Genomic DNA, 17,754 nt, shown 5'->3' with positions numbered 1-17,754 from the left:
TGTGATTTCCTGACAGCTTCACAACCGATCCAACATTGAAATCAGTCTTGTCTCAGATAGGGTAGGAAAATCAAGCTTCCCTATCTTTCCACATTAATTTATTTCCCTTTCATCGCTTTATATCCAGCAATCTCTTCAGCAGTCGGCATAAACAGATCTTTTTTGCTCATAAAAAGCTGCTTCTTCTGCTCTGGAGTCATCGACGCAAAAATTTCCTTTTTCGGAAGCGTCTTAAAAACACCTGCAAGTTTAGCCTTCTGATCTGGCGTGAGCATTAATGATTGCATCGCCTTAGGCAGATTCGGCGTTCCTTCTACGATCGCACTCTCAAGCTGCTGTTGCTGCTCTGGAGTCAAAATGCTCTGAAGCTGCGGCAAAATTTGTGTTTTCAGTTGCTCAATCACATCAACTGGAGCCGCTTCAGCCACAGATAAAATCGGAGGAGCAACCGACAAAGGTGTTGCCTGCACCCTTCCTGCAAAACCGAGTAAAACAACTAAACTTGCAAAAACGGACACAAACAATCTTTTCATATCAATCTCCTGCAATGATCCAATACAAACCGCTTGAAATCTGTCTCTGCGATCGAGGAATTTGACGCTCGATCGCACTACCAACCGTTAGATGTCGGCATCCAACGCTAAGAATCAGATTCAGTCACATCAGTAGACTTTTCAGCACCCTTTGCCTTCTCTGCCTTCGCAGCTTCCTTCGCCTTTTTCGCCTCTGCCTTCGCAGCTTCCTTCGCTTTTTTCGCTTCTGCCTTCGCAGCTTCCTTCACTTTCTTCTCTTCAGCCTTCGCTGCAGCTTTTGCCTCCTTCGCCGCCTTCTTCGCAGCTTTCTTCTCCGCTTTTGCTGCCTCTTCAGCCGCCTCTTCAGCGGCTTCAGAATCTACTTCTACACTAGGAGCAGCTTGCACTTCAGACATATCGTCTGCTTTTTGAGCATAATAGCCCTTCGTCTGTTCAAGATCAGTCGTTGCACTTGCCGCTTGAGCTACACTCATCACTCCAAACGAAAGACTAAAAAATAATAAAAATGTAACTGCTACTGCACTCAACCGACGCGCAATGTGTTTGAGCATAAAACTCCAAATCTCCAATTTCTAACAAACATCAGCCCGAACAAATCAGAACGCTACCCAATCCGGTCGCACAAAAGGTTTACGGAACCAGATTCATCTTTACAAAATTTGCTTCATGCTACGTGAAGCGAATAACGTCCATTTATCACTGTATACCGGATACATTTAAAGACTGCAGCAGAGGCTACGATCGAAGGAAAAATTAGAATTACTTAAACAAGTAGAAATTTTCTATATGACACCTAGAGGAGCAAGCCTTTTGGTGTAGACATAAGACCAACGAATTGCGCAATTGTGATTTGTTGTGGTTATCGGATGGATGACAAACATTAATCTGCTTTGAGCAGTTCCCCTTTTCAAAAGCCGGAAGTTCGCAACTTAATTCACAATCTTGAACTGTCCTTTCTAGAGCATAGTCAGCATAGAAATCCCGTTCCACTTTAATTCATAGAATCGTAAGGTGAGAATTCCTCCTTAAGGTAGAGCTGATTTTTACCCGATTTCTATCGTGTTATGAGACGATCTAAGCCTTGAAGATTACGAACATTCGATGGTATTTCCATTTCGACCTAAACAATCTAAAGGCTCTCGCCAAAATCAAAATCAGAGAGGGAGCTGGCTCGTGAGCCTAGCCGAGCGAAATCCTTTCACGCTATCCCGCTGGATCATTTGTTGGGCGCTCATCGGCGTGGGCAGCGGTTTATTCGCCGGGCTGTACTGGAACCTACTAGAACTTCTGACCCATACTTTACGATCGTTCAGCGGTACTTCACTGCTCATCGTCATGCCCTTTGCGGGTTTCATAATCGGGCTAATCATCCACCTTCTAGGTCATCCGGGTGAAATTGGCTTGATTGTGGATAACATCCATTCTCGCGGTGGGCGAATTGACGTTCGTGAAAATCCTTCCATGATCCTGACCTCGTTGGTGAGCATTTCGGCAGGAGGGAGTTTAGGTCCCGAAGCTCCGATGGTTCAGGTCACAGGTTCTTTTGGAACTTGGGTTGCCGATCGCTTAAAGTTAACGGGAGAAAACCTGCGATCGCTGAGCCTAGCAGCAATGGCAGCAGGCTTTACCGCATTGTTTGGTGCGCCATTGGGGGGTGCGTTCTTTGCATTGGAGATTCTGCATCACCAGCATGTCGTGGAATATTACGAGGCGATTTTACCTGCGATCGTTTCTAGCTGTGCTAGCTACATTGTCTTTGCCTTAATTACGCATTTGGGGCTGAATCCAACTTGGCAATTTCCCCAATACACAATTAATAATGTGGATGATTTTGCTCTTTCTATTGCTTATGGAATTGTTGGAGCGATCGCGGCTTGGATATTTATTAGTATTTTTAGAGGTTGTGCTTGGCTGTTTGCAAAAATTCCGCAACCGATTTATATTCGGACGACCATCGCGGGATTAGTGTTAGGAATTATCGCCATGCTCGTTCCTCTGACACGCTACTTTGGTCATGAAGAATTAAATTCAGTCGTTGAACAAAATCTCGGTGCTTTCACTTTGCTAGGGATCGCGATCGCGAAAATGATTGCGATCGCGGTAACGGTAAATGGCGAATGGCGCGGGGGATTTATTATTCCGCTGTTTTTTACAGGAGCTTGTCTTGGTAAAGCGATCGCGCTACTGATTCCGGGTGTTAATCCTGTACTTCCGATGATTGCAATTATGGCGGCCATGAATGCAGCAGTAACTCGGACTCCGATTAGCACAACACTGCTCTTAACGAAGTTGACAGGCTTTACGCCCTTTGCCCCCATTCTCTTTGCAAGTTTAGTCGGGTTTTTCCTCTCTCCCAAGTTGCCTTTCATTCGCTCTCAGAGTCGAACTCAAAATCAATCGCCATTGTCCACTCTAGAAACAGGCGATTAGTGATCGATCGGTGCCTTTGCCCCGGCACCGCCTTTCCCTAGCAGTAAAAGCAACGGCAACGAACATAGAAAAACCACACCCACAAACCGAAAAATATCGGCATAGGATAAAATTGCCGCTTGCAAATTGACCAATTGATCCAAAGAGGTAAGGGCTTGCTGTTGGGCGGTAGCTGCATCTGAGCCACGGCTTTGAAATGCGCTTGCTAGAGCATTCAGACGTTGAGTGGTTTCTGGATTGTAAGGCGATAAATTCGTCAGCAACATCGCTTTGTGAAACGCTTCTCGTTGAGCCAATAGCGTCGTTAAGATAGCAATGCCAATGCTACCGCCAAGCTGACGAGTCAGGTTATAAAATCCCGATCCAGCCGAAATATCTTGCTTTGGTAGTGAGTTGTCCATTCGATTCGATCGTCAGGTTTTGCTGATTGCCATAGAGATTCCCGGTGGGAAGATTAGAATTGCCTTTGCTAATCGCATCTGCAACTTCATCAATCCCGATTCCTCTAGCACTTAAAGAGTTTGGATCAAGCAATGCTCGAACTGCATACTCCTGCGATCCAAACACGTTAACCTGAGCCACACCACTCACCATCGAAAGTCGCTGAGCTCACTGCGTTTCGGCATATTTATCGATCGTAGAAAGTGGCAAGATTTCAGAACTCAACGAAAGATAGAGAACTGGCTGATCGGCAGGATTCACTTTCCGATAAGACGGTGGCGTTGTCATCGTCGAAGGCAACTGTTGGATAACTTTCGCGATCGCGGCTTGTACATCTTGTGCAGCCCCATCAATACTGCGATTGAGATCAAATTGCAGCGTGATCTGAGAACTGCCCAAGGAACTACTCGAAGTCATCGAAGTAATGCCAGCAAAGCAAGAACAACAAACTCCAGAGCTTCCAGCGTTGCTGTCGATTTGCAGGATGGAACAAATTGACAGCGCTGTGAGATCGAGGAGAAGCATAAATAGGCATCATGCAAACCCATTTTTTTGCATATTAATAGTTAGTTTATCTAACTATTAATATGACATATTTTTTCTGAGTGTCATACTTCTCGAGGAATAAAAAAATAATGAAACCAAAGATGCTCGATCTAGAAATTGGTCTCTTCTCAAGCCGCCGCAGCGTTAATGGAAACCATGCCTGCGATTATGCAATTTGTCCGTAGTGAAATGCGGAATCAAATCAATTGAACTCAGTTGAACGAACTCTAGTCGTTAGAGAGATGACTTGCCCAATTCAGTTTCTAGGATGAAGTTGTGAATTTGTTTTTCTTCAAGATTTAGTATTCATTACAGTGAAGTGTTATGGCTAGCATTATCAAACCCTCTCTAGTTTCATTGACCTTAATTCTTGCCAGTCTGAGCACAGGATGTGTTCGGAATCTCAGTGCTCCACAAGAACAAACGGTCACGCCCCAAGCTCAAAGTTCCAATACTCCAGTTCCTACCCCATCCAATCCTCCCGTTGCCAATTCAGGAGGGAATCCAAACTATGTGGCTCAAGTCGTAGAACAAGTTGGCCCTGCAGTGGTTCGCGTTAACTCAACTCGAACATTACAGCAGCCCACCAACGATCCGTACTTAAGACGGTTTTTTGGTGAGCAATCTCCCACTCAGCAACGAGTGCAGCGAGGTACGGGTTCAGGATTTATTATTAGTCAGGATGGGCGAATTCTCACCAATGCACACGTTGTTGACAATGCAGATACGGTGAGTATTGTACTGAAGGACGGGCGACGATTTGATGCCAAAGTTTTAGGCAGCGATCGCGTGACAGATGTTGCAGTTCTAAAGATTGAAACAACAGGACTACCTACTGCTCGACTCGGCAATTCTGATAATCTGCAACCTGGGCAAGCCGCGATCGCGATCGGCAATCCATTAGGACTCGATAACACAGTGACAGAAGGAATTGTTAGTGCAACAGGTCGTTCTAGTTCGGATGTCGGGGTTCCGGCTGAACGGGTGAGATTTATTCAAACCGATGCAGCCATTAATCCAGGAAATTCGGGTGGCCCATTACTCAATGCCAATGGAGAAGTTATTGGCATCAATACTGCCATTATCCAAGGAGCACAGGGAATCGGTTTTGCCATTCCCATTAACACTGCCCAACAAGTTGCGGAGCAATTGATCACGAAAGGACAAGTCTCTCACCCTTATTTAGGGGTGCTGATGACTGATCTCACGCCAGAACTGCGCGATCAAATTAACCGCAGTAATGTTGGCTTTCAAGTCAATCAGACGACTGGCGTACTCATTGTGAGAGTAGCAGAGAATTCTCCTGCGGCACGAGCAGGGCTACGTCCAGGAGATGTGCTTATAAGTATTAATGGCAATGCGGTTCAAAACACTGAACAAGTTCAGAAAACGATCGAAGGGGCACAGTTAAATAATCCACTTCCGATGACTGTCCAACGCAACGATCGTAGCGTTGCAGTTAATGTACGACCTACCCAACTTCCGCCACCCGATGCATCTTAATTCAAGAAGAGAGCTAAGAGAACAAAATCCCGAATCACATCGGATTGAGGTTAACCCTTGATCCGATGTGATGAGATTGACTGTACTCTCTTCGGTAATGAGCGCTTAACCAAACACCATGAATCACTAAATTTGTTACTAAAAACGATGTTTGACACAACCAGAAACCGAGCGTCAGTTCTAGCTGGCATATACGATCGCAGGCACTCGTTTATAAGCGGGTGTCCCCGATCGCGTTTCGACCTTTGCACTAAAGATTCGATTCACTTCTGGATAAAACATCACTGCCGCTCCCGGACGTACAGCTCCATAAATCAATTCCACCTGTTCTAATTTGCCTGCATTGCCTTGTACAGTCACGCGCTGATGTTGCTTCAATCCTGCTTTCTCAGCATCAGTTGGGTGCATCAAAATACAATTACGATGCGGCATTCCGCGATACTTGTCGCCATCTTTGTACACGACCGTATTGTGCTGAGAATAGCTGCGCCCCGTCATGATCGCCACAACGACACTAGGAATTGAGCCATCAACATTGAACGAAGCGCGATCGGGCAATTCCAACCGGGGCAACGGGGTACTAAACATCTTTGCTTTTCCCGAAGGCGTGGGGAACTTAGGTTCTGTGATGATGCGACCCTCGATCGTAAACTCCTCGCGAGTGTCATCGATCGTTGCCATCTTCGAGAATCCAGGAACCATTTCTGCAATCAATTGCCGCACATACTTTGGATCGCGCAGCTTTCGCCACTCTACCGGATAAGAACCGTGAACTCGATGTGCGAGTTCGGTCAGAAAATCAATTTCAAGAATGACATCTGCGTCTTTCAAATGGGTTTTGCCAGGATCATTCAACCGCACAAAATTGTTGCCAGATTCAACCGTGGTTCGATAAGGGGTTTCAAACCGATTGAACACCGGAATGATAATCGTGTTGTGCTGAGCCAGCCCGTTGAAGTGCCCGATATTCGGCTTAGTAGCCAGATAGATCACCGTTTCAATTTGCGCGATCGCTCTCTTAGCTTGAGTCGAATCCGGATTCGCACCATAGAGATTGCCACCTAAGCAAATCAACGTATCCACCTTACCTTGATCGGCAGCTTCAATCAAAGCGCGAGTGTCATAGCCTTTCACGCTACTCAATGGCTTTCCGAGTAGTTTCTCTAGCGACTCTTGCAGCCCTTCTTTCAGCTTCTGAGTCGTCACCCCCATTGAGCCAAATCCCTGAACATTGGAATGTCCGCGAACAGGCATCACACCTGTTCCTTCTCGCCCAATATTGCCTGAAATTAGAGCCGTATTCGCAATACTCAAAATGTTATCCACACCATTTTCATGTTGTGTGAGTCCCATTGCCCAAGCAAACACAACTGATTTCGAGGTTCCAATAATCGTTGCAGCAGCTTCTAGTTCTTCCTGAGTCACTCCACAAGTAGAAGTAATCGTTTCCCAGGATGTTGCACTTGCTTGCTCTAAGACCGCTTCTGCATTCTCGGTGTGAGCATCGAGAAAGGTGCGATCGACAGATCCCTGCTCAATCAGCGCCTTTTGAATCCCAAGAAAGACAGCGACATCACTGCCGGGAATCGGCTGTAAATACAACGAAGAAATCTCTGAACCTGGAATCAATGATTTCACTGGAAACGCAGGCGAGCCAAACTTGACCAATCCAATTTCCATCATTGGATTGATCACAATCACTCTGCCGCCTCGATCATCTCGGAGCTTGATCAACTCATTCATCAAGCGCGGATGATTGTAAGCAGAGTTTGCGCCTGCTAGAACCACACAATCTGCTTTCTTGAGACTCTCCAATGACACGATCGAGGTCTTAGTTCCAAACATCTGCTGAAGTGCAAAAGTTGAAGGCGCATGGCAAAGATCTGAACAATCTGCGAGATTATTCGATCCGAATGCCCGCATCATCAATTGCAACAGAAACGCCGCTTCATTCGACGATCGCCCCGAACTATAAGAAGCCACTCGTTCTGGCGCTTTCCGAAATCCAGCTTCGGCAATGCTGTAAATCTCCTCCCAACTAATCCGCTCGTAGTGGGAACTGCCTGCGCGAAGAATGACAGGATAGCTCAATCGCCCTAAACGATCGGCTTGCATCGAACTCAACTGCTGCAACTCAGTAATCGAATGTTGTTCAAAGAAATGAGGCTTAATCCCTGGCTTAATTTCTGCCGAGATTGCTTCGACACTCTTCATACAGCGCTGAAGCTTTTCTCCTTCCTCATCAGTAAAGCCTCCTTTCTGCCCGCCCGTTCCCCAAGAGCAGGAGAGGCAAGCGCTGTGGTGGAACAAGGTTTGCCAGATTTTCGCGCCTTCGGGCGAAAGCGTCTTTTCTGCCCAGAACTGAATAACAGGCAATCCACCGCCAATGTCCAATGCCTCTTCATTCTTTTCATTAAACGGGGGCACAGGTTGGATGTCTTGCGGATTGGCACTCATGGTTTAAGGGTGTTTAGCTACTTCCGCAAAGTATCCCGAATACGATCGCAGCAGAATGTGTCCACAGAGAGATCTGAGCTTCTGTCGAGCGAGGGATTTAGCTCAGGTTTAATTTCTGTTCTACGACAGGTTGTGATAACTGTGCGATCGCGTGATGAATATTTTTAATTTCATAAGCAATTTGATCTAGCCCCACAGAAACAGGGGCGCGTTCCCGGACGGCATGAAATATCTGAGTCGCAGTCCTTGAACCAGGCGTAACAGAAGTGTGAGCCGTTTGCAGTTGATTGAGGTGATGGTGAATTCCGTCGAGCACACGATCGAGATCAGGCAAAGACTGGAGAGTTTGCCGCTGTTGTAAAGAATCAGCCCCGTTCTCTAAAACCTGAACGACCATATCAGCAAATTGTGTGAACTCTGGACATTGATACTTCCCGCTTAATTCCTGACGATGATCTGCAAGCGCTGTCACGGAATTGAACAAGCGGCGAATATAGAAAATCAAAGTTGTGATCGATTCAACATCACCTTGAACATTCCGAGGCTCACTAAATAACCGTTGTGCTGAAGCTGTAAGGTTCGTATTTTCTAACGCAGCTTGACGGCGTGGAAGCGCAATAGATTGAGCAGCCCCGACTTTATCGGGATGAAGATAAGCTGCAATCACCTGCTGAAAGTAAGTCAGATTAGCGCGGATCGTCGTTTCTAGCTGAGCAGGAAGCTGTTGCCGCTCCCATTGAGGAAACAATAGAAAGCTACCCAACAATGCGAGAACCCCACCTGCTAGACTATCCGCAATTCGTAAAACCCCGATTTCCCATCCCCCTTGACTTGTCGCATTCAAAAGCAAAATGATAGCAGGAGTCAGAAGCGTAATAAATAGAATAATACTGAGGGGCTGAACTGCCATTGCGCCCATAATGAGTAAGAGAAGACAGACACTAATCACCCAAGAGTTGTGAACTAAAGCAACGATCGCGATCCCAATTACACCCCCAATCACCGTTCCAATCACCCGTTGCAGAATCATCTGAGAGGTACCACCATAGTTTGGCTTGAGAGCAATCACAGCCGTAAGCGTCACCCAATAACCTTGAGGAATCTGAAATTGAGCGGCAAGAACTTCCGCAATCGTGGCAACGATCGCTAACCGCAAAGCATGACGAAAAAAAATCGAATGAACCGTGAGATGGTCACGCAGAGGAGTGAGAACTTCAGCGAAATTAGCTGGCTTTGGAAAAGAGAGCCTAGAACGAGTTCTAGCTGACCTCACTCTTCTATGAACCGTTTCTTGTTCCAAGGCAGTCATCAACTCGACATCGGTATAAAGTTGGCCTGATAGTCGCGTCAGTATCGTGGAAATCTTATCCAAACTTGTTAATGCAGTCTGATGATCCGGCGGAGTCGAAACGAGATTGGAATGGAATTGCGTATGTAAGATTTGCTGTTGATGTTTGAGCGCTTCAATGGCGCGATCGAGATCACCTAAATGTACCGAGGATCGACCTTTCGCGATCGCAGTAGACATTTGTTGCAATACAACTGCTAACTGTTCGAGACTTTGCTGAATAGCGGGCTGTAAGGATTGAAATAAAGAATGATCAGAAACAACCACAACCTGTTCAACCAAAGTAACCGTGTAATTTGCAATCGTTGGAGTATCTTCGATCAAAATCAGCAATTGGTTGCCTGCAAGATTTCTCGCACCTTCTGTCCAAGCAGCTGACCAGAGATCGCGTGCTGCCGTGAGTGCTTGCGTAAAACTATCTTGAGCTTGAAGAAAACGAGTGAATTGAGCGCGACGATCGTCAGGATAGGCAACTCGTCCCTTTGCAGCATCAATCAGTTGATTTAGAGCTTGATAACAGCTAGAAACAGATTGGATAACAGGTTTATAGGGATTGAGTTGCCAGATCCCTAAAGCAACAATGATTGACCATATTCCTCCCCCAAAACATAGAAGACACTGCTGAAGCACCGTAGACAAGTTGGGAAAAGTAGCAAATTTTGCCAATGCTACGATAAACATAATCGAAGCAGTTAAGCTGATGGCAGAGGCTGTCGCGCCCCACAACCCGGCAAACCCAAGCAAAAACATCACGAGAAACGTCGTCAGTACCGATAGCCAGAGAATGCCATGCACCAGATTTGCCAGCAGCAGCATTGCAGTAATACTAATGATTGCGACAAATTTTGCGGTTGCCTGCTGTCGATACACCCCTTCTACATTCACGATCGCCACCATCCACGCGCCCATAATTGCGATCGTGCTTTGTGCTGGTTGTCCGATCACGATTCCTACTATTAATGGCCCTAGAACTGAGAGCAGCACTTGGAAGCTAACCGCGAGCGCGGGCTGACCAGGCTTAAGCTGAAACTGCTGAAGAAACCCATTAGTTAAGGCGAGAAGTGTAGAAAACATAATTCTGGCAGGAGCCGGGATTGTAGATGAAAATCCATCAGCCAGATGAATTTTATATAGAGTAAGAGCAACACTCAAACCGACTTAAGGCAGATTAATTTGTCCTCCAATACCAAGAATAGAATTAGACGATGTGCGACTTCGCCTTACCAAGCAAAAGCCACCCATCGTCTGCATTCTAAAAAAATATACTTGAGCAAAAACCGTATTTTGTTCGGTGCTGAAGTTTTACTTCACTAAAGACAATTCTAAAACCAATGTTTTGGATAGGTTCTTTCTTCAGCTAAGTTATTAAAAACAACAGCACATAAAACTAAAATCAGTGACCCTTCCAAAGCAGGCGTTAACAAAAATTGCCAGTCCGGTTTCGTCATCATGACAACCAAAGCAACAGCTCCTGAAGGAGGATGTACAGTACCAGTCATTTGCATAATCCCGATCGCAGTCGAAACAGCCATTCCCATTGCCACGGGAGAAGTCCCGAAAACATGCAAAATGATCAGACTGATGATCGCAGCTAACAGATTTCCACCAATGACATTACGCGGTTGAGCCAAAGGACTGTCCGGAACACCAAAGATCAAAACGCTGGTCGCACCAAAAGGAGCCATCAACAACGGGGAATTCGTTTTGACGGCAAGGTAAGAAGTAACCGAGATCGCAACAAAACTACCGAACCAACTCCAAAACACATGTCGATGATGGGGTCGATCGACTGGACAGGTTAGAGGGCAGGATTGCCATCTGCCAAGGGTTTTAAACCAATAACTTTCCCATTTCAACCGAGCTTTCTTATAGTGGAGCATGAACTACCCAATCACCTTTATTTCCTGAAATGAATGCTTCGTTAAAGTTAAAATATCATGACATTTCTCAAGAAAGCTACAGAAAAGTATCTAAAGGTACAGTTTTTTTGTTATCTCATCACGCGAATTTATAGCAAAAATCAGAAAATATTATTCCAATTTTTCTCTGTTCAATCAATTGAAACCTCATTAGATACAGTGAAATTGCCCTGAAAACTTTCCTGCGGTAGAGAGCAAATTAAGCCATCCGATAGACGCGATCGCTATAGAGCCAATCCGGTCTGATCACAGCTATCTGCCGAAGGTAAGGTCGATCGTGACAGAACAATTCCAACCCGAATTAAATCTTGGAGCGAATAATTTACCCTATTCAGTTCCGATTCACCTGCAGTTTGTCCACATGACACTCGGCTTGTTTATTATTGCCATTATTTTTGATATTGCTGGAACACTATTTCCCTTAGAAAAACCGATCTTCAAATTTTTTGGTTTGACTGCTCTGCGATCGAGTTTATTCACCGTCGGTTGGTACAACTTATTCGCGGCTACAGTAATCACGTTTTTCACTGTTGCAGCAGGCTTTTTTGAGCTTTTCCTCGCAACGCCACCACCAGGAACCAGTGCTTGGGGCTTGAGTGCAGGCACAACGATGTTAATTCATGGAGTCGCAGGTGTCTTCATCTTGACGGCGATCGTTGGTATGACCCTATGGCGAGGACTCCAACGCTACCGTTGGCGCAGATCTGCCCGACGAGAAGTGCAATGGAGTTACTTGCTAGTCGGAATTGCCATGCTCGGAATCCTCTTCATTCACGGCACTTTAGGGGCACAGCTCGGTGATGAGTTTGGCATTCACAACACCGCTGCAAACTTAGTCCGACAGGGACAAAATCCGAATCTAGTTTTGAAATAATCTGCAAGCTTATGTTTTCTAACGTATCGATCGCTAAAACACGATTACGATGGCAATCTTTGCAGCCATCTACTTCTGGTTTCCTAAAATTACTGGACATATGTATGCAGAGGGTTGGGGAAAGCTACATTTTGGGTTGACTTTCTTAGGTGCAAACTTAACCTTCTTCCCAATGCATCCTTTGGGTTTACAAGGAATGGTACGCCGAGTTGCAGCGTATCCCCCCGAATATCAAAATTGGAATGTGATTGCCAGCTTAGGTGCATTCTTGCTCGGACTTTCGGCGTTACCCTTCATTGCCAATGTGGTTGCCTCTTTATTTCTAGGATCACGAGCCAGTGACAACCCTTGGGAAGCAACGGGACTAGAGTGGATGACTTCTTCTCCTCCGCCTAGAGAAAACTTTGAAGAGATTCCTCAGGTCATGTTTCCGCCCTATGACTACGGCAATCCTAGAGCCTATGGCGAGAACGATCCCCCTCAAGAGCCATCGTAATTTATTAGTTGAGCGGTGTTATGACTAGAACGATTCGTCCGCTTAGTTCGATCGTTTCGATCGGATAACTACAATCAAGGTCACTTTGGAGTGAGTGCAACGACATTGTTCTGGCATGTTGTCGATGGCATTTGGGTGATTCTGTTTTCGCTACTCTATTTGTGGAAAGCTTAGGGAGCGATGTAGATTCAAAAGCTTAGACAAGAAAGCGAGAGTGAATAAGCGACCGTTCTAGATCTCAAGCTCTAAAGTATATCTGTGGGCAATCATCCTGTTGTTCTATCCAGCTTTAGCAGTAGATAGCAATATCTTCGCCGCACACGTCAGCTAAGTAACACAAAGCTTTGAACCGTAGTCCTACTAATTGTTCATAAAACGGATTGAGTTTGCACATTGGCGGAATGTGGAGCAGGACTCGACCAAAGAAACGGATATCGCGTTCAAAAGGACATTGAGAAGGAATGAGGCGACAGAAGAAATGAGCCGCTTCTGGGCTACGGATTTCCACTGCGTCGAGTTTTGCAGCAATGGGTTGAAGGAGAGAAGCGATGAATCTGTGAGAGGTAAAGTTCAACATGGTCTGATCTCCTAGATGCCAGTAGTGTAGAGCGCTGTGGCTTTGTCTGATACTAATTAATACGGTTGAATTCAATCATTTATGCAACGAGTGTGATCTCGTGATGAATCAATCAACATGCTCAAGCAAAGGTATTCCGAGATGGGTCGTGACAGTCTGTAGATTGACTGATGCAGAACACTCACCCAACCACGAAAACCCCAACCAAAAGCCAGGGTTCGTTCTAATTCATCAAAGTGCTTCACGTCAATTTAGCGATCTAGAGACTGAGGAGAGACAGCCTCAGAAGCTTCTAGCTTGCAGCCAGCGCCATCAAGAATGTAAAAGTGATCAGTAAAACAGCGATCGCGCCTTGTGTAACGTAAGTTTGCTGCTGCTCAGAGGAAGGAAATTCAGCAAAGTACATCACAGGCTCCGAAGGGTAGTTATTCAGGATTCCGTCTTCATTCCGAGTCGTATACATTGCAATTGCCTCTAAAAAGGTAATTTGTTTCGTTCTGTAAACTAATGTAACAGTATTGTTACAAACAGTCAACAAAATTCAATTTTTCTGATATAGGGATTTACTCTTCCTCTGATAAGGCGTGCTGACCTATCCTTGGAGGGCGATTCCCGAATATGCAATATGTCCCTTGCGCTCGCACGCTCTCCAATGTGAAGGTGAGCGGCTCGACACAATTGAGTCAAGTGATTAGTCCTCGTGCCATACCTCGTCTTTAGCGCCAAGAACTGAGAATCTGAGTAACGCAGCTAAAGGCTTGAGGAGTACGGACAGAATAGAGTGTTGAAGCAATTTAGATTTTTGAATACGCTTCGCTACTCTTGGCGAGAATCGGTAATAAAGCTGAACCGCTTTCCTGCCGATAGAAGAATGCAACAGAATTTCGTCTCTGAACTTATAGAAGGTGTCCAAAGTTCCTGTATCGGCGTTACACGCAGTAGCGATGAAACATACGCCACTATTTCTTCTGTTCAAATCATAGATATTGTTATCCAAAGGTTGGGAACGGTTGATTCGTTGACCACATTGGGAACAAAACTCTCCTGACATCGCTATGTTTGAGAAATTCGCAGAACTTCCAATGGGCGAGTCTATATTGATCTTCGGCGGTTTTATATTGATTTTCGATGGGTCTATGTTGATGTTCGGCGGGTTGAAATAATCGCGATCTAGAGGAATTTTCACGCGATCGGCTGTGTAATTGGGAGCCGTTTGTTTTAGCGAAGCTCCACAGTTAGGACAGTAGTTGCAGGTTGATGAGACTGTTTGCTGACATCGAGGGCAATTACTAAAGGTTGGGATTTGAAATCTGTCGGATGTATAGAACGACATGATGCACTCCTTTTCCCTATGTGTTGTCTCGATAATAAAAAACGAATTTGAGGAACTTGTGAGACAGTGCTGGTTCAACAGTCTTCACCATAGACCAGCATGCCGGAAGGGCACTCTAACCCAAAGTAATTGCCTCGATCTCAATGCAGATTAACGCGAACCGAGCCGAGCCACTCGAAGTCGAGCATCAATCGCAGAATGACCTTGAGCTGTCGGAGAGGCAAGCTGTGTAATTTTTTCAGTTACCCACGGCATCAAGCGATTGCCCAAAACTGCAAGATAGCTTTGCCATCCCACCAAAATCTCGGTCGATCCTCTCTCTAGCCCTGAAACCAAAGTCTGCGCCACTTTTCGCGGCGTAGTAGGCATAATCCAGCGAAACCAGTGGAAGTTCTGCACCATCTCCGTATCAGTCAGCGATGGCAGTAAGGCGACCACCCGAATGTTATGTGCTGCCAGTTCTCCCCGCAGCGCTTGAGTAAATCCTAAAATCGCAAACTTCGTTGCAGAATAAGTTGCCATTGTGGGAGCCGCAATTTTCCCCATCAGGCTCGATACATTCACGATCGTTCCTTGTTGATGCACTGCCATTCTGCGAGCAATCAGGCGGGTAATGTTGTACATCCCCATTAGATTCAGTGACATCTCCTCTTGCATTTGAGACGACTGGGAGAGGAGAAACGGAGTTTGATAAGCAACGCCTGCACAGTTGATCAGAATGTGAATCGGAGCATAATCGCGCCATACTTGAGCGATCGCAATATTGACCGCCACACAGTCAATCAGATTGAGCGCAACTGGAACCGCTTCTACTCCGAATGCTCTGATTTCATTCGCAACTTCTACAAGTCGATCGTGAGATCGTGCGACTAAGATCAATCGTCGCGCGCCTTGTCGAGCAAATTCCAATGCAATTTCTCGCCCAATGCCACGAGAAGCCCCGGTAATTAGGGCAGTCTTTCCCTGAATATTCATCGTAAAATCTCCACGGTTAGGGTTCTATCAGGCTCTTTGTCTTTAACTAAACGGATACGGGACAAGAGCTGAAATAAATCTTTGAGTTGTGCTTTGAGAGAGGTACCTGATGTTCGATCAAGCGATATTTTGTTGTGCTTTGATGCCGCAGACTCATTTGATATTTACGAAAAATGGTCAACAGTGAGATTGAAACAAAGCATAAGATACGTCACTCCGAACGATAGGAATCAGTCAACGCAAATTGACATGCACACCCTAGCAAGGGAATCAAGACACCGCAACTTTTATTAATAGAAACCTACGATCGTAACATTTCGAGATGAAGTACTCAGAAATAACGTGGATTCGGCAGCCGATTCATCATCAATCTAACTCGATGATCATTGTGATCCCCTTGAATCGTCGGGATGCCATCCTCATATGCTGAAAATGAGAAAACTTGAACTGCGGAAGCTGATCTGAGTGGAGCGAAATCTGCCAGCCGCAATCTGAGTCATTTCGATTGACTCGTCATCCAATGATGCAGAAATGAGCAAATCGAATAAGCCTTAGAGGATGTTTTAAAAGCTATCCCACCCCAGAATTCTATTCTAGGCTAGTAAGGCGAAGCCCACTAAACCTTACTATGCAAAAGTTTGAGCAATTCAGTCCTTTTTAAAGGAGTTCGCACAGTTAGCCCGGAATTCTATTCCAGGGCGGGTGAATGCATCTCAACGAGCACCTTTAAATACACAAGGCAACACTAGACTTCTTGCAGAAATGGCAAATGAAAACATTCAATCTATATAGAAATTCGTGCCAAAAATCGCTCTATGCAAGAAGCTTAGTGAGTAAAATCCTGTCCTTACGAGATGTGCCCTAATTTCGGAATAAAATCGGCGTAGGAATTTCATCAAAATCGCTCCTAAAAATAAAATCAGGATGAAAAAGAGCTTTGTGCTTGTTGCTAGTACGCTCACAGTGCGTCTTACAGGGTGCTCTCAAACGTTCTAGTTTCGTCGTTGCGAGTGCAGAATCCCAAACGCAATACCGTCTCGATCTCGCTCTGAGCCGCGTTATACATTGTTGTGCAGTTCAGAGTTGTGCAGTGAAATCAAGCCTACCCTGACCCTGAATTGCTTTCACTCTATCGCATACAGAGGAATACACGATTTATAAACTACGGTATCTCAATCGCTTAATCGTTATTTTTCAGAGTCATAGCCTTGTTTTTCTCTCAGAATTATGGCAACTTTATAAATGAAAAGTCCTTTATCTCGATCAGTTTGCCGTAGTATAAACGGCGGAGATTTTCCATGCGCCACACTTTCTTTTGGACAAGGCTGAGAAAGCCGAAATTTTTTGCACTCGCTGCAGCGATCGCGATCGCGTTTGCTGTCATTCCTGGGATGGCATCCTTTGCCGCAAGTCCGAAATCTACAATTCAGTTCGTATCACCGAGTTGGGTCAGTGCGAATGTGAACGATCCCAATTTACGCATTTTGGATGTGCGGACTAGCCCTCTGGATTATGTTGAAGGACATCTTCCAAAGGCAGTCAACATCGCAGATAGCAATTTTCGCGGTCCGAATGGATTTCTGCCTGTGCAGTACTGGGATACCAACAAGTTAGCTAGTTTGTTTACGCAAGCAGGAGTAACAAATAAGAGTAAAGTTCTCGTCTATTCAGATGGGCGAGATGTCTTAGGTGCAACCATGGTTGCTTACTTGCTAGAGCGATCGGGCGTGCGAGATATTGCAGTGTTAGATGGAGGATACGCAGGCTATAAAGCCGCAAATCAGCCTGTTACCAAGGAGTTTCCTCGTTATCGCCCTAGTCAATTTGCATTGCGCGATAATCCATCGATTCGAGTAGATTTGAATGGTGTCAAGCAACTCATCAATAAGCCAGGTGTCGTCTTCATTGATCCCCGCCCCCCAGAATTGTTCCGAGGCGAGAAGAATATTTGGGTACGAAACGGGCATATTCCAGGTGCTCGGAACATTCCTTGGCCGACTTTCACAGAATCGAACAATGCACAAGACGCTTTGAAGAATCCCCACAAGCTGAAGTCATTAGATGAAATTCGCAAATTGCTTGCCGATCGCAATATCAAGCCGTCGGATAACATCATTGTCTCATGCAGTACTGGGCGAGAAGCAACTCTACAGTACGTTGTGCTGAAGCATTTGCTCGGCTATCCGAATGTGCGAATTTATGAAGGGTCTTGGACAGAGTACAGCACAACTGATTTACCCGTTGCCACAGGTCCAGAGCAAGCAGTTTAGCTTCAAGGTTTGATTGATCGCAACTGATATAGGCTTAGTAGTTCTATCAGAG

General features: G+C 45.6%; 15 protein-coding genes and 2 pseudogenes. 6 read left to right on the top strand and 11 right to left on the bottom strand.

All coding sequences use genetic code 11. The features are described from left to right. Positions 1-98: 98 nt before the first annotated feature. Positions 99-533 (bottom strand): hypothetical protein, encoded by a 435-nt coding sequence (locus J0L70_RS00195; protein WP_144056282.1) that lies wholly within the window; start codon positions 531-533, stop codon positions 99-101. A gap of 107 nt (positions 534-640) precedes the next feature. Then, positions 641-1,084: a hypothetical protein gene (locus tag J0L70_RS00190; RefSeq protein WP_190651865.1), complete on the bottom strand. Its 444-nt coding sequence runs from the start codon at positions 1,082-1,084 to the stop codon at positions 641-643. 622 nt (positions 1,085-1,706) lie between these two features. On the opposite strand from J0L70_RS00190, the gene J0L70_RS00185 reads away from it, so the two are divergent. Then, on the top strand, positions 1,707-2,963 hold the full coding sequence (locus J0L70_RS00185) for a chloride channel protein (protein WP_225885670.1): 1,257 nt from the start codon (positions 1,707-1,709) through the stop codon (positions 2,961-2,963). On the opposite strand, the gene J0L70_RS00180 is transcribed toward J0L70_RS00185, so the two are convergent. Next, positions 2,960-3,364 (bottom strand): efflux MFS transporter permease, encoded by a 405-nt coding sequence (locus J0L70_RS00180; RefSeq protein ID WP_287452586.1) that lies wholly within the window; start codon positions 3,362-3,364, stop codon positions 2,960-2,962. The genes J0L70_RS00185 and J0L70_RS00180 overlap by 4 nt on opposite strands. Beyond that, positions 3,312-3,821 (bottom strand): annotated as a pseudogene (locus J0L70_RS00175) (efflux RND transporter permease subunit). The gene J0L70_RS00180 and the pseudogene J0L70_RS00175 overlap by 53 nt, the downstream one beginning before the upstream one ends. Before the next feature lie 453 nt (positions 3,822-4,274). On the opposite strand from J0L70_RS00175, the gene J0L70_RS00170 reads away from it, so the two are divergent. Beyond that, positions 4,275-5,453, top strand: a complete 1,179-nt coding sequence (locus J0L70_RS00170) for an HhoA/HhoB/HtrA family serine endopeptidase (RefSeq protein WP_287452585.1) — start codon at positions 4,275-4,277, stop codon at positions 5,451-5,453. 180 nt (positions 5,454-5,633) lie between these two features. Here J0L70_RS00170 and J0L70_RS00165 read toward each other — a convergent pair whose 3' ends face one another. The 3 genes from J0L70_RS00165 to J0L70_RS00155 form a co-directional block, all read right to left on the bottom strand. Then, positions 5,634-7,910, bottom strand: coding sequence for an FdhF/YdeP family oxidoreductase (locus tag J0L70_RS00165; protein WP_287452584.1), 2,277 nt, complete (start codon positions 7,908-7,910; stop codon positions 5,634-5,636). A 97-nt stretch (positions 7,911-8,007) separates the two neighbouring features. Next, positions 8,008-10,332 carry an FUSC family protein gene (locus J0L70_RS00160; RefSeq protein ID WP_287452583.1) on the bottom strand — a complete coding sequence of 775 codons (2,325 nt, stop codon included), beginning with the start codon at positions 10,330-10,332 and terminating at the stop codon, positions 8,008-8,010. Positions 10,333-10,580: 248 nt separating this feature from the next. Further along, entirely contained in the window at positions 10,581-11,138 is a 558-nt protein-coding gene (locus J0L70_RS00155) for an HPP family protein (protein ID WP_017290764.1), read from the bottom strand. Between the two features lie 316 nt (positions 11,139-11,454). Here J0L70_RS00155 and J0L70_RS00150 point away from each other — a divergent pair, with 316 nt between their 5' ends. The 3 genes and pseudogenes from J0L70_RS00150 to J0L70_RS00140 form a co-directional block, all read left to right on the top strand. Beyond that, a complete protein-coding gene (locus J0L70_RS00150) occupies positions 11,455-12,051 on the top strand; it encodes a DUF2231 domain-containing protein (protein ID WP_287452582.1) in 597 nt (198 codons plus the stop codon). Between the two features lie 49 nt (positions 12,052-12,100). Continuing rightward, a complete protein-coding gene (locus tag J0L70_RS00145; RefSeq protein WP_287452581.1) occupies positions 12,101-12,547 on the top strand; it encodes a cbb3-type cytochrome c oxidase subunit I in 447 nt (148 codons plus the stop codon). Between the two features lie 57 nt (positions 12,548-12,604). Next, positions 12,605-12,721, top strand: a pseudogene (locus J0L70_RS00140) (cytochrome c oxidase subunit 3); the annotation flags it as partial. 115 nt (positions 12,722-12,836) lie between these two features. On the opposite strand, the gene J0L70_RS00135 reads toward J0L70_RS00140, so the two are convergent. The 4 genes from J0L70_RS00135 to J0L70_RS00125 all read right to left on the bottom strand — a co-directional run bounded on the left by J0L70_RS00135 (position 12,837) and on the right by J0L70_RS00125 (position 15,432). Beyond that, positions 12,837-13,124, bottom strand: coding sequence for a Mo-dependent nitrogenase C-terminal domain-containing protein (locus tag J0L70_RS00135; RefSeq protein WP_190651872.1), 288 nt, complete (start codon positions 13,122-13,124; stop codon positions 12,837-12,839). A 292-nt stretch (positions 13,125-13,416) separates the two neighbouring features. Further along, positions 13,417-13,587 (bottom strand): photosystem II assembly protein Psb34, encoded by a 171-nt coding sequence (psb34, locus tag J0L70_RS00130; RefSeq protein WP_017290768.1) that lies wholly within the window; start codon positions 13,585-13,587, stop codon positions 13,417-13,419. A 228-nt stretch (positions 13,588-13,815) separates the two neighbouring features. Continuing rightward, positions 13,816-14,175: a CFI-box-CTERM domain-containing protein gene (locus tag J0L70_RS31945; RefSeq protein ID WP_017290769.1), complete on the bottom strand. Its 360-nt coding sequence runs from the start codon at positions 14,173-14,175 to the stop codon at positions 13,816-13,818. A gap of 432 nt (positions 14,176-14,607) precedes the next feature. Next, a complete protein-coding gene (locus J0L70_RS00125) occupies positions 14,608-15,432 on the bottom strand; it encodes an SDR family NAD(P)-dependent oxidoreductase (protein WP_287452580.1) in 825 nt (274 codons plus the stop codon). A 1,298-nt stretch (positions 15,433-16,730) separates the two neighbouring features. Here J0L70_RS00125 and J0L70_RS00120 point away from each other — a divergent pair. Further along, the gene (locus J0L70_RS00120) at positions 16,731-17,702 is read left to right on the top strand and encodes a sulfurtransferase (RefSeq protein ID WP_190651873.1); all 972 of its coding nucleotides are present in this window, start codon (positions 16,731-16,733) and stop codon (positions 17,700-17,702) included. Positions 17,703-17,754: the final 52 nt, after the last annotated feature.

Origin of the sequence: Leptolyngbya sp. UWPOB_LEPTO1, from assembly GCF_017302695.1 — a bacterium.
Classification (GTDB): domain Bacteria; phylum Cyanobacteriota; class Cyanobacteriia; order Leptolyngbyales; family Leptolyngbyaceae; genus Leptolyngbya; species Leptolyngbya boryana.
Note: the sequence above shows the minus strand (reverse complement) of the source record. Positions and strands in the feature narration are given on the sequence as shown.

Bases quoted from the DNA above. Each gene is read 5' to 3' on its own strand.
- J0L70_RS00125 (WP_287452580.1), bottom strand. From the start codon at position 15,432: ATGAATATTCAGGGAAAGACTGCCCTAATTACCGGGGCTTCTCGTGGC.
- J0L70_RS00145 (WP_287452581.1), top strand. From the start codon at position 12,101: ATGGCAATCTTTGCAGCCATCTACTTCTGGTTTCCTAAAATTACTGGA.
- J0L70_RS00165 (WP_287452584.1), bottom strand. From the start codon at position 7,910: ATGAGTGCCAATCCGCAAGACATCCAACCTGTGCCCCCGTTTAATGAA.
- J0L70_RS00135 (WP_190651872.1), bottom strand. From the start codon at position 13,124: ATGTTGAACTTTACCTCTCACAGATTCATCGCTTCTCTCCTTCAACCC.
- J0L70_RS00155 (WP_017290764.1), bottom strand. From the start codon at position 11,138: ATGCTCCACTATAAGAAAGCTCGGTTGAAATGGGAAAGTTATTGGTTT.
- J0L70_RS00180 (WP_287452586.1), bottom strand. From the start codon at position 3,364: ATGGACAACTCACTACCAAAGCAAGATATTTCGGCTGGATCGGGATTT.
- J0L70_RS00190 (WP_190651865.1), bottom strand. From the start codon at position 1,084: ATGCTCAAACACATTGCGCGTCGGTTGAGTGCAGTAGCAGTTACATTT.
- J0L70_RS31945 (WP_017290769.1), bottom strand. From the start codon at position 14,175: ATGTCAGGAGAGTTTTGTTCCCAATGTGGTCAACGAATCAACCGTTCC.
- J0L70_RS00170 (WP_287452585.1), top strand. From the start codon at position 4,275: ATGGCTAGCATTATCAAACCCTCTCTAGTTTCATTGACCTTAATTCTT.
- J0L70_RS00120 (WP_190651873.1), top strand. From the start codon at position 16,731: ATGCGCCACACTTTCTTTTGGACAAGGCTGAGAAAGCCGAAATTTTTT.
- J0L70_RS00195 (WP_144056282.1), bottom strand. From the start codon at position 533: ATGAAAAGATTGTTTGTGTCCGTTTTTGCAAGTTTAGTTGTTTTACTC.
- J0L70_RS00160 (WP_287452583.1), bottom strand. From the start codon at position 10,332: ATGTTTTCTACACTTCTCGCCTTAACTAATGGGTTTCTTCAGCAGTTT.
- psb34 (WP_017290768.1), bottom strand. From the start codon at position 13,587: ATGTATACGACTCGGAATGAAGACGGAATCCTGAATAACTACCCTTCG.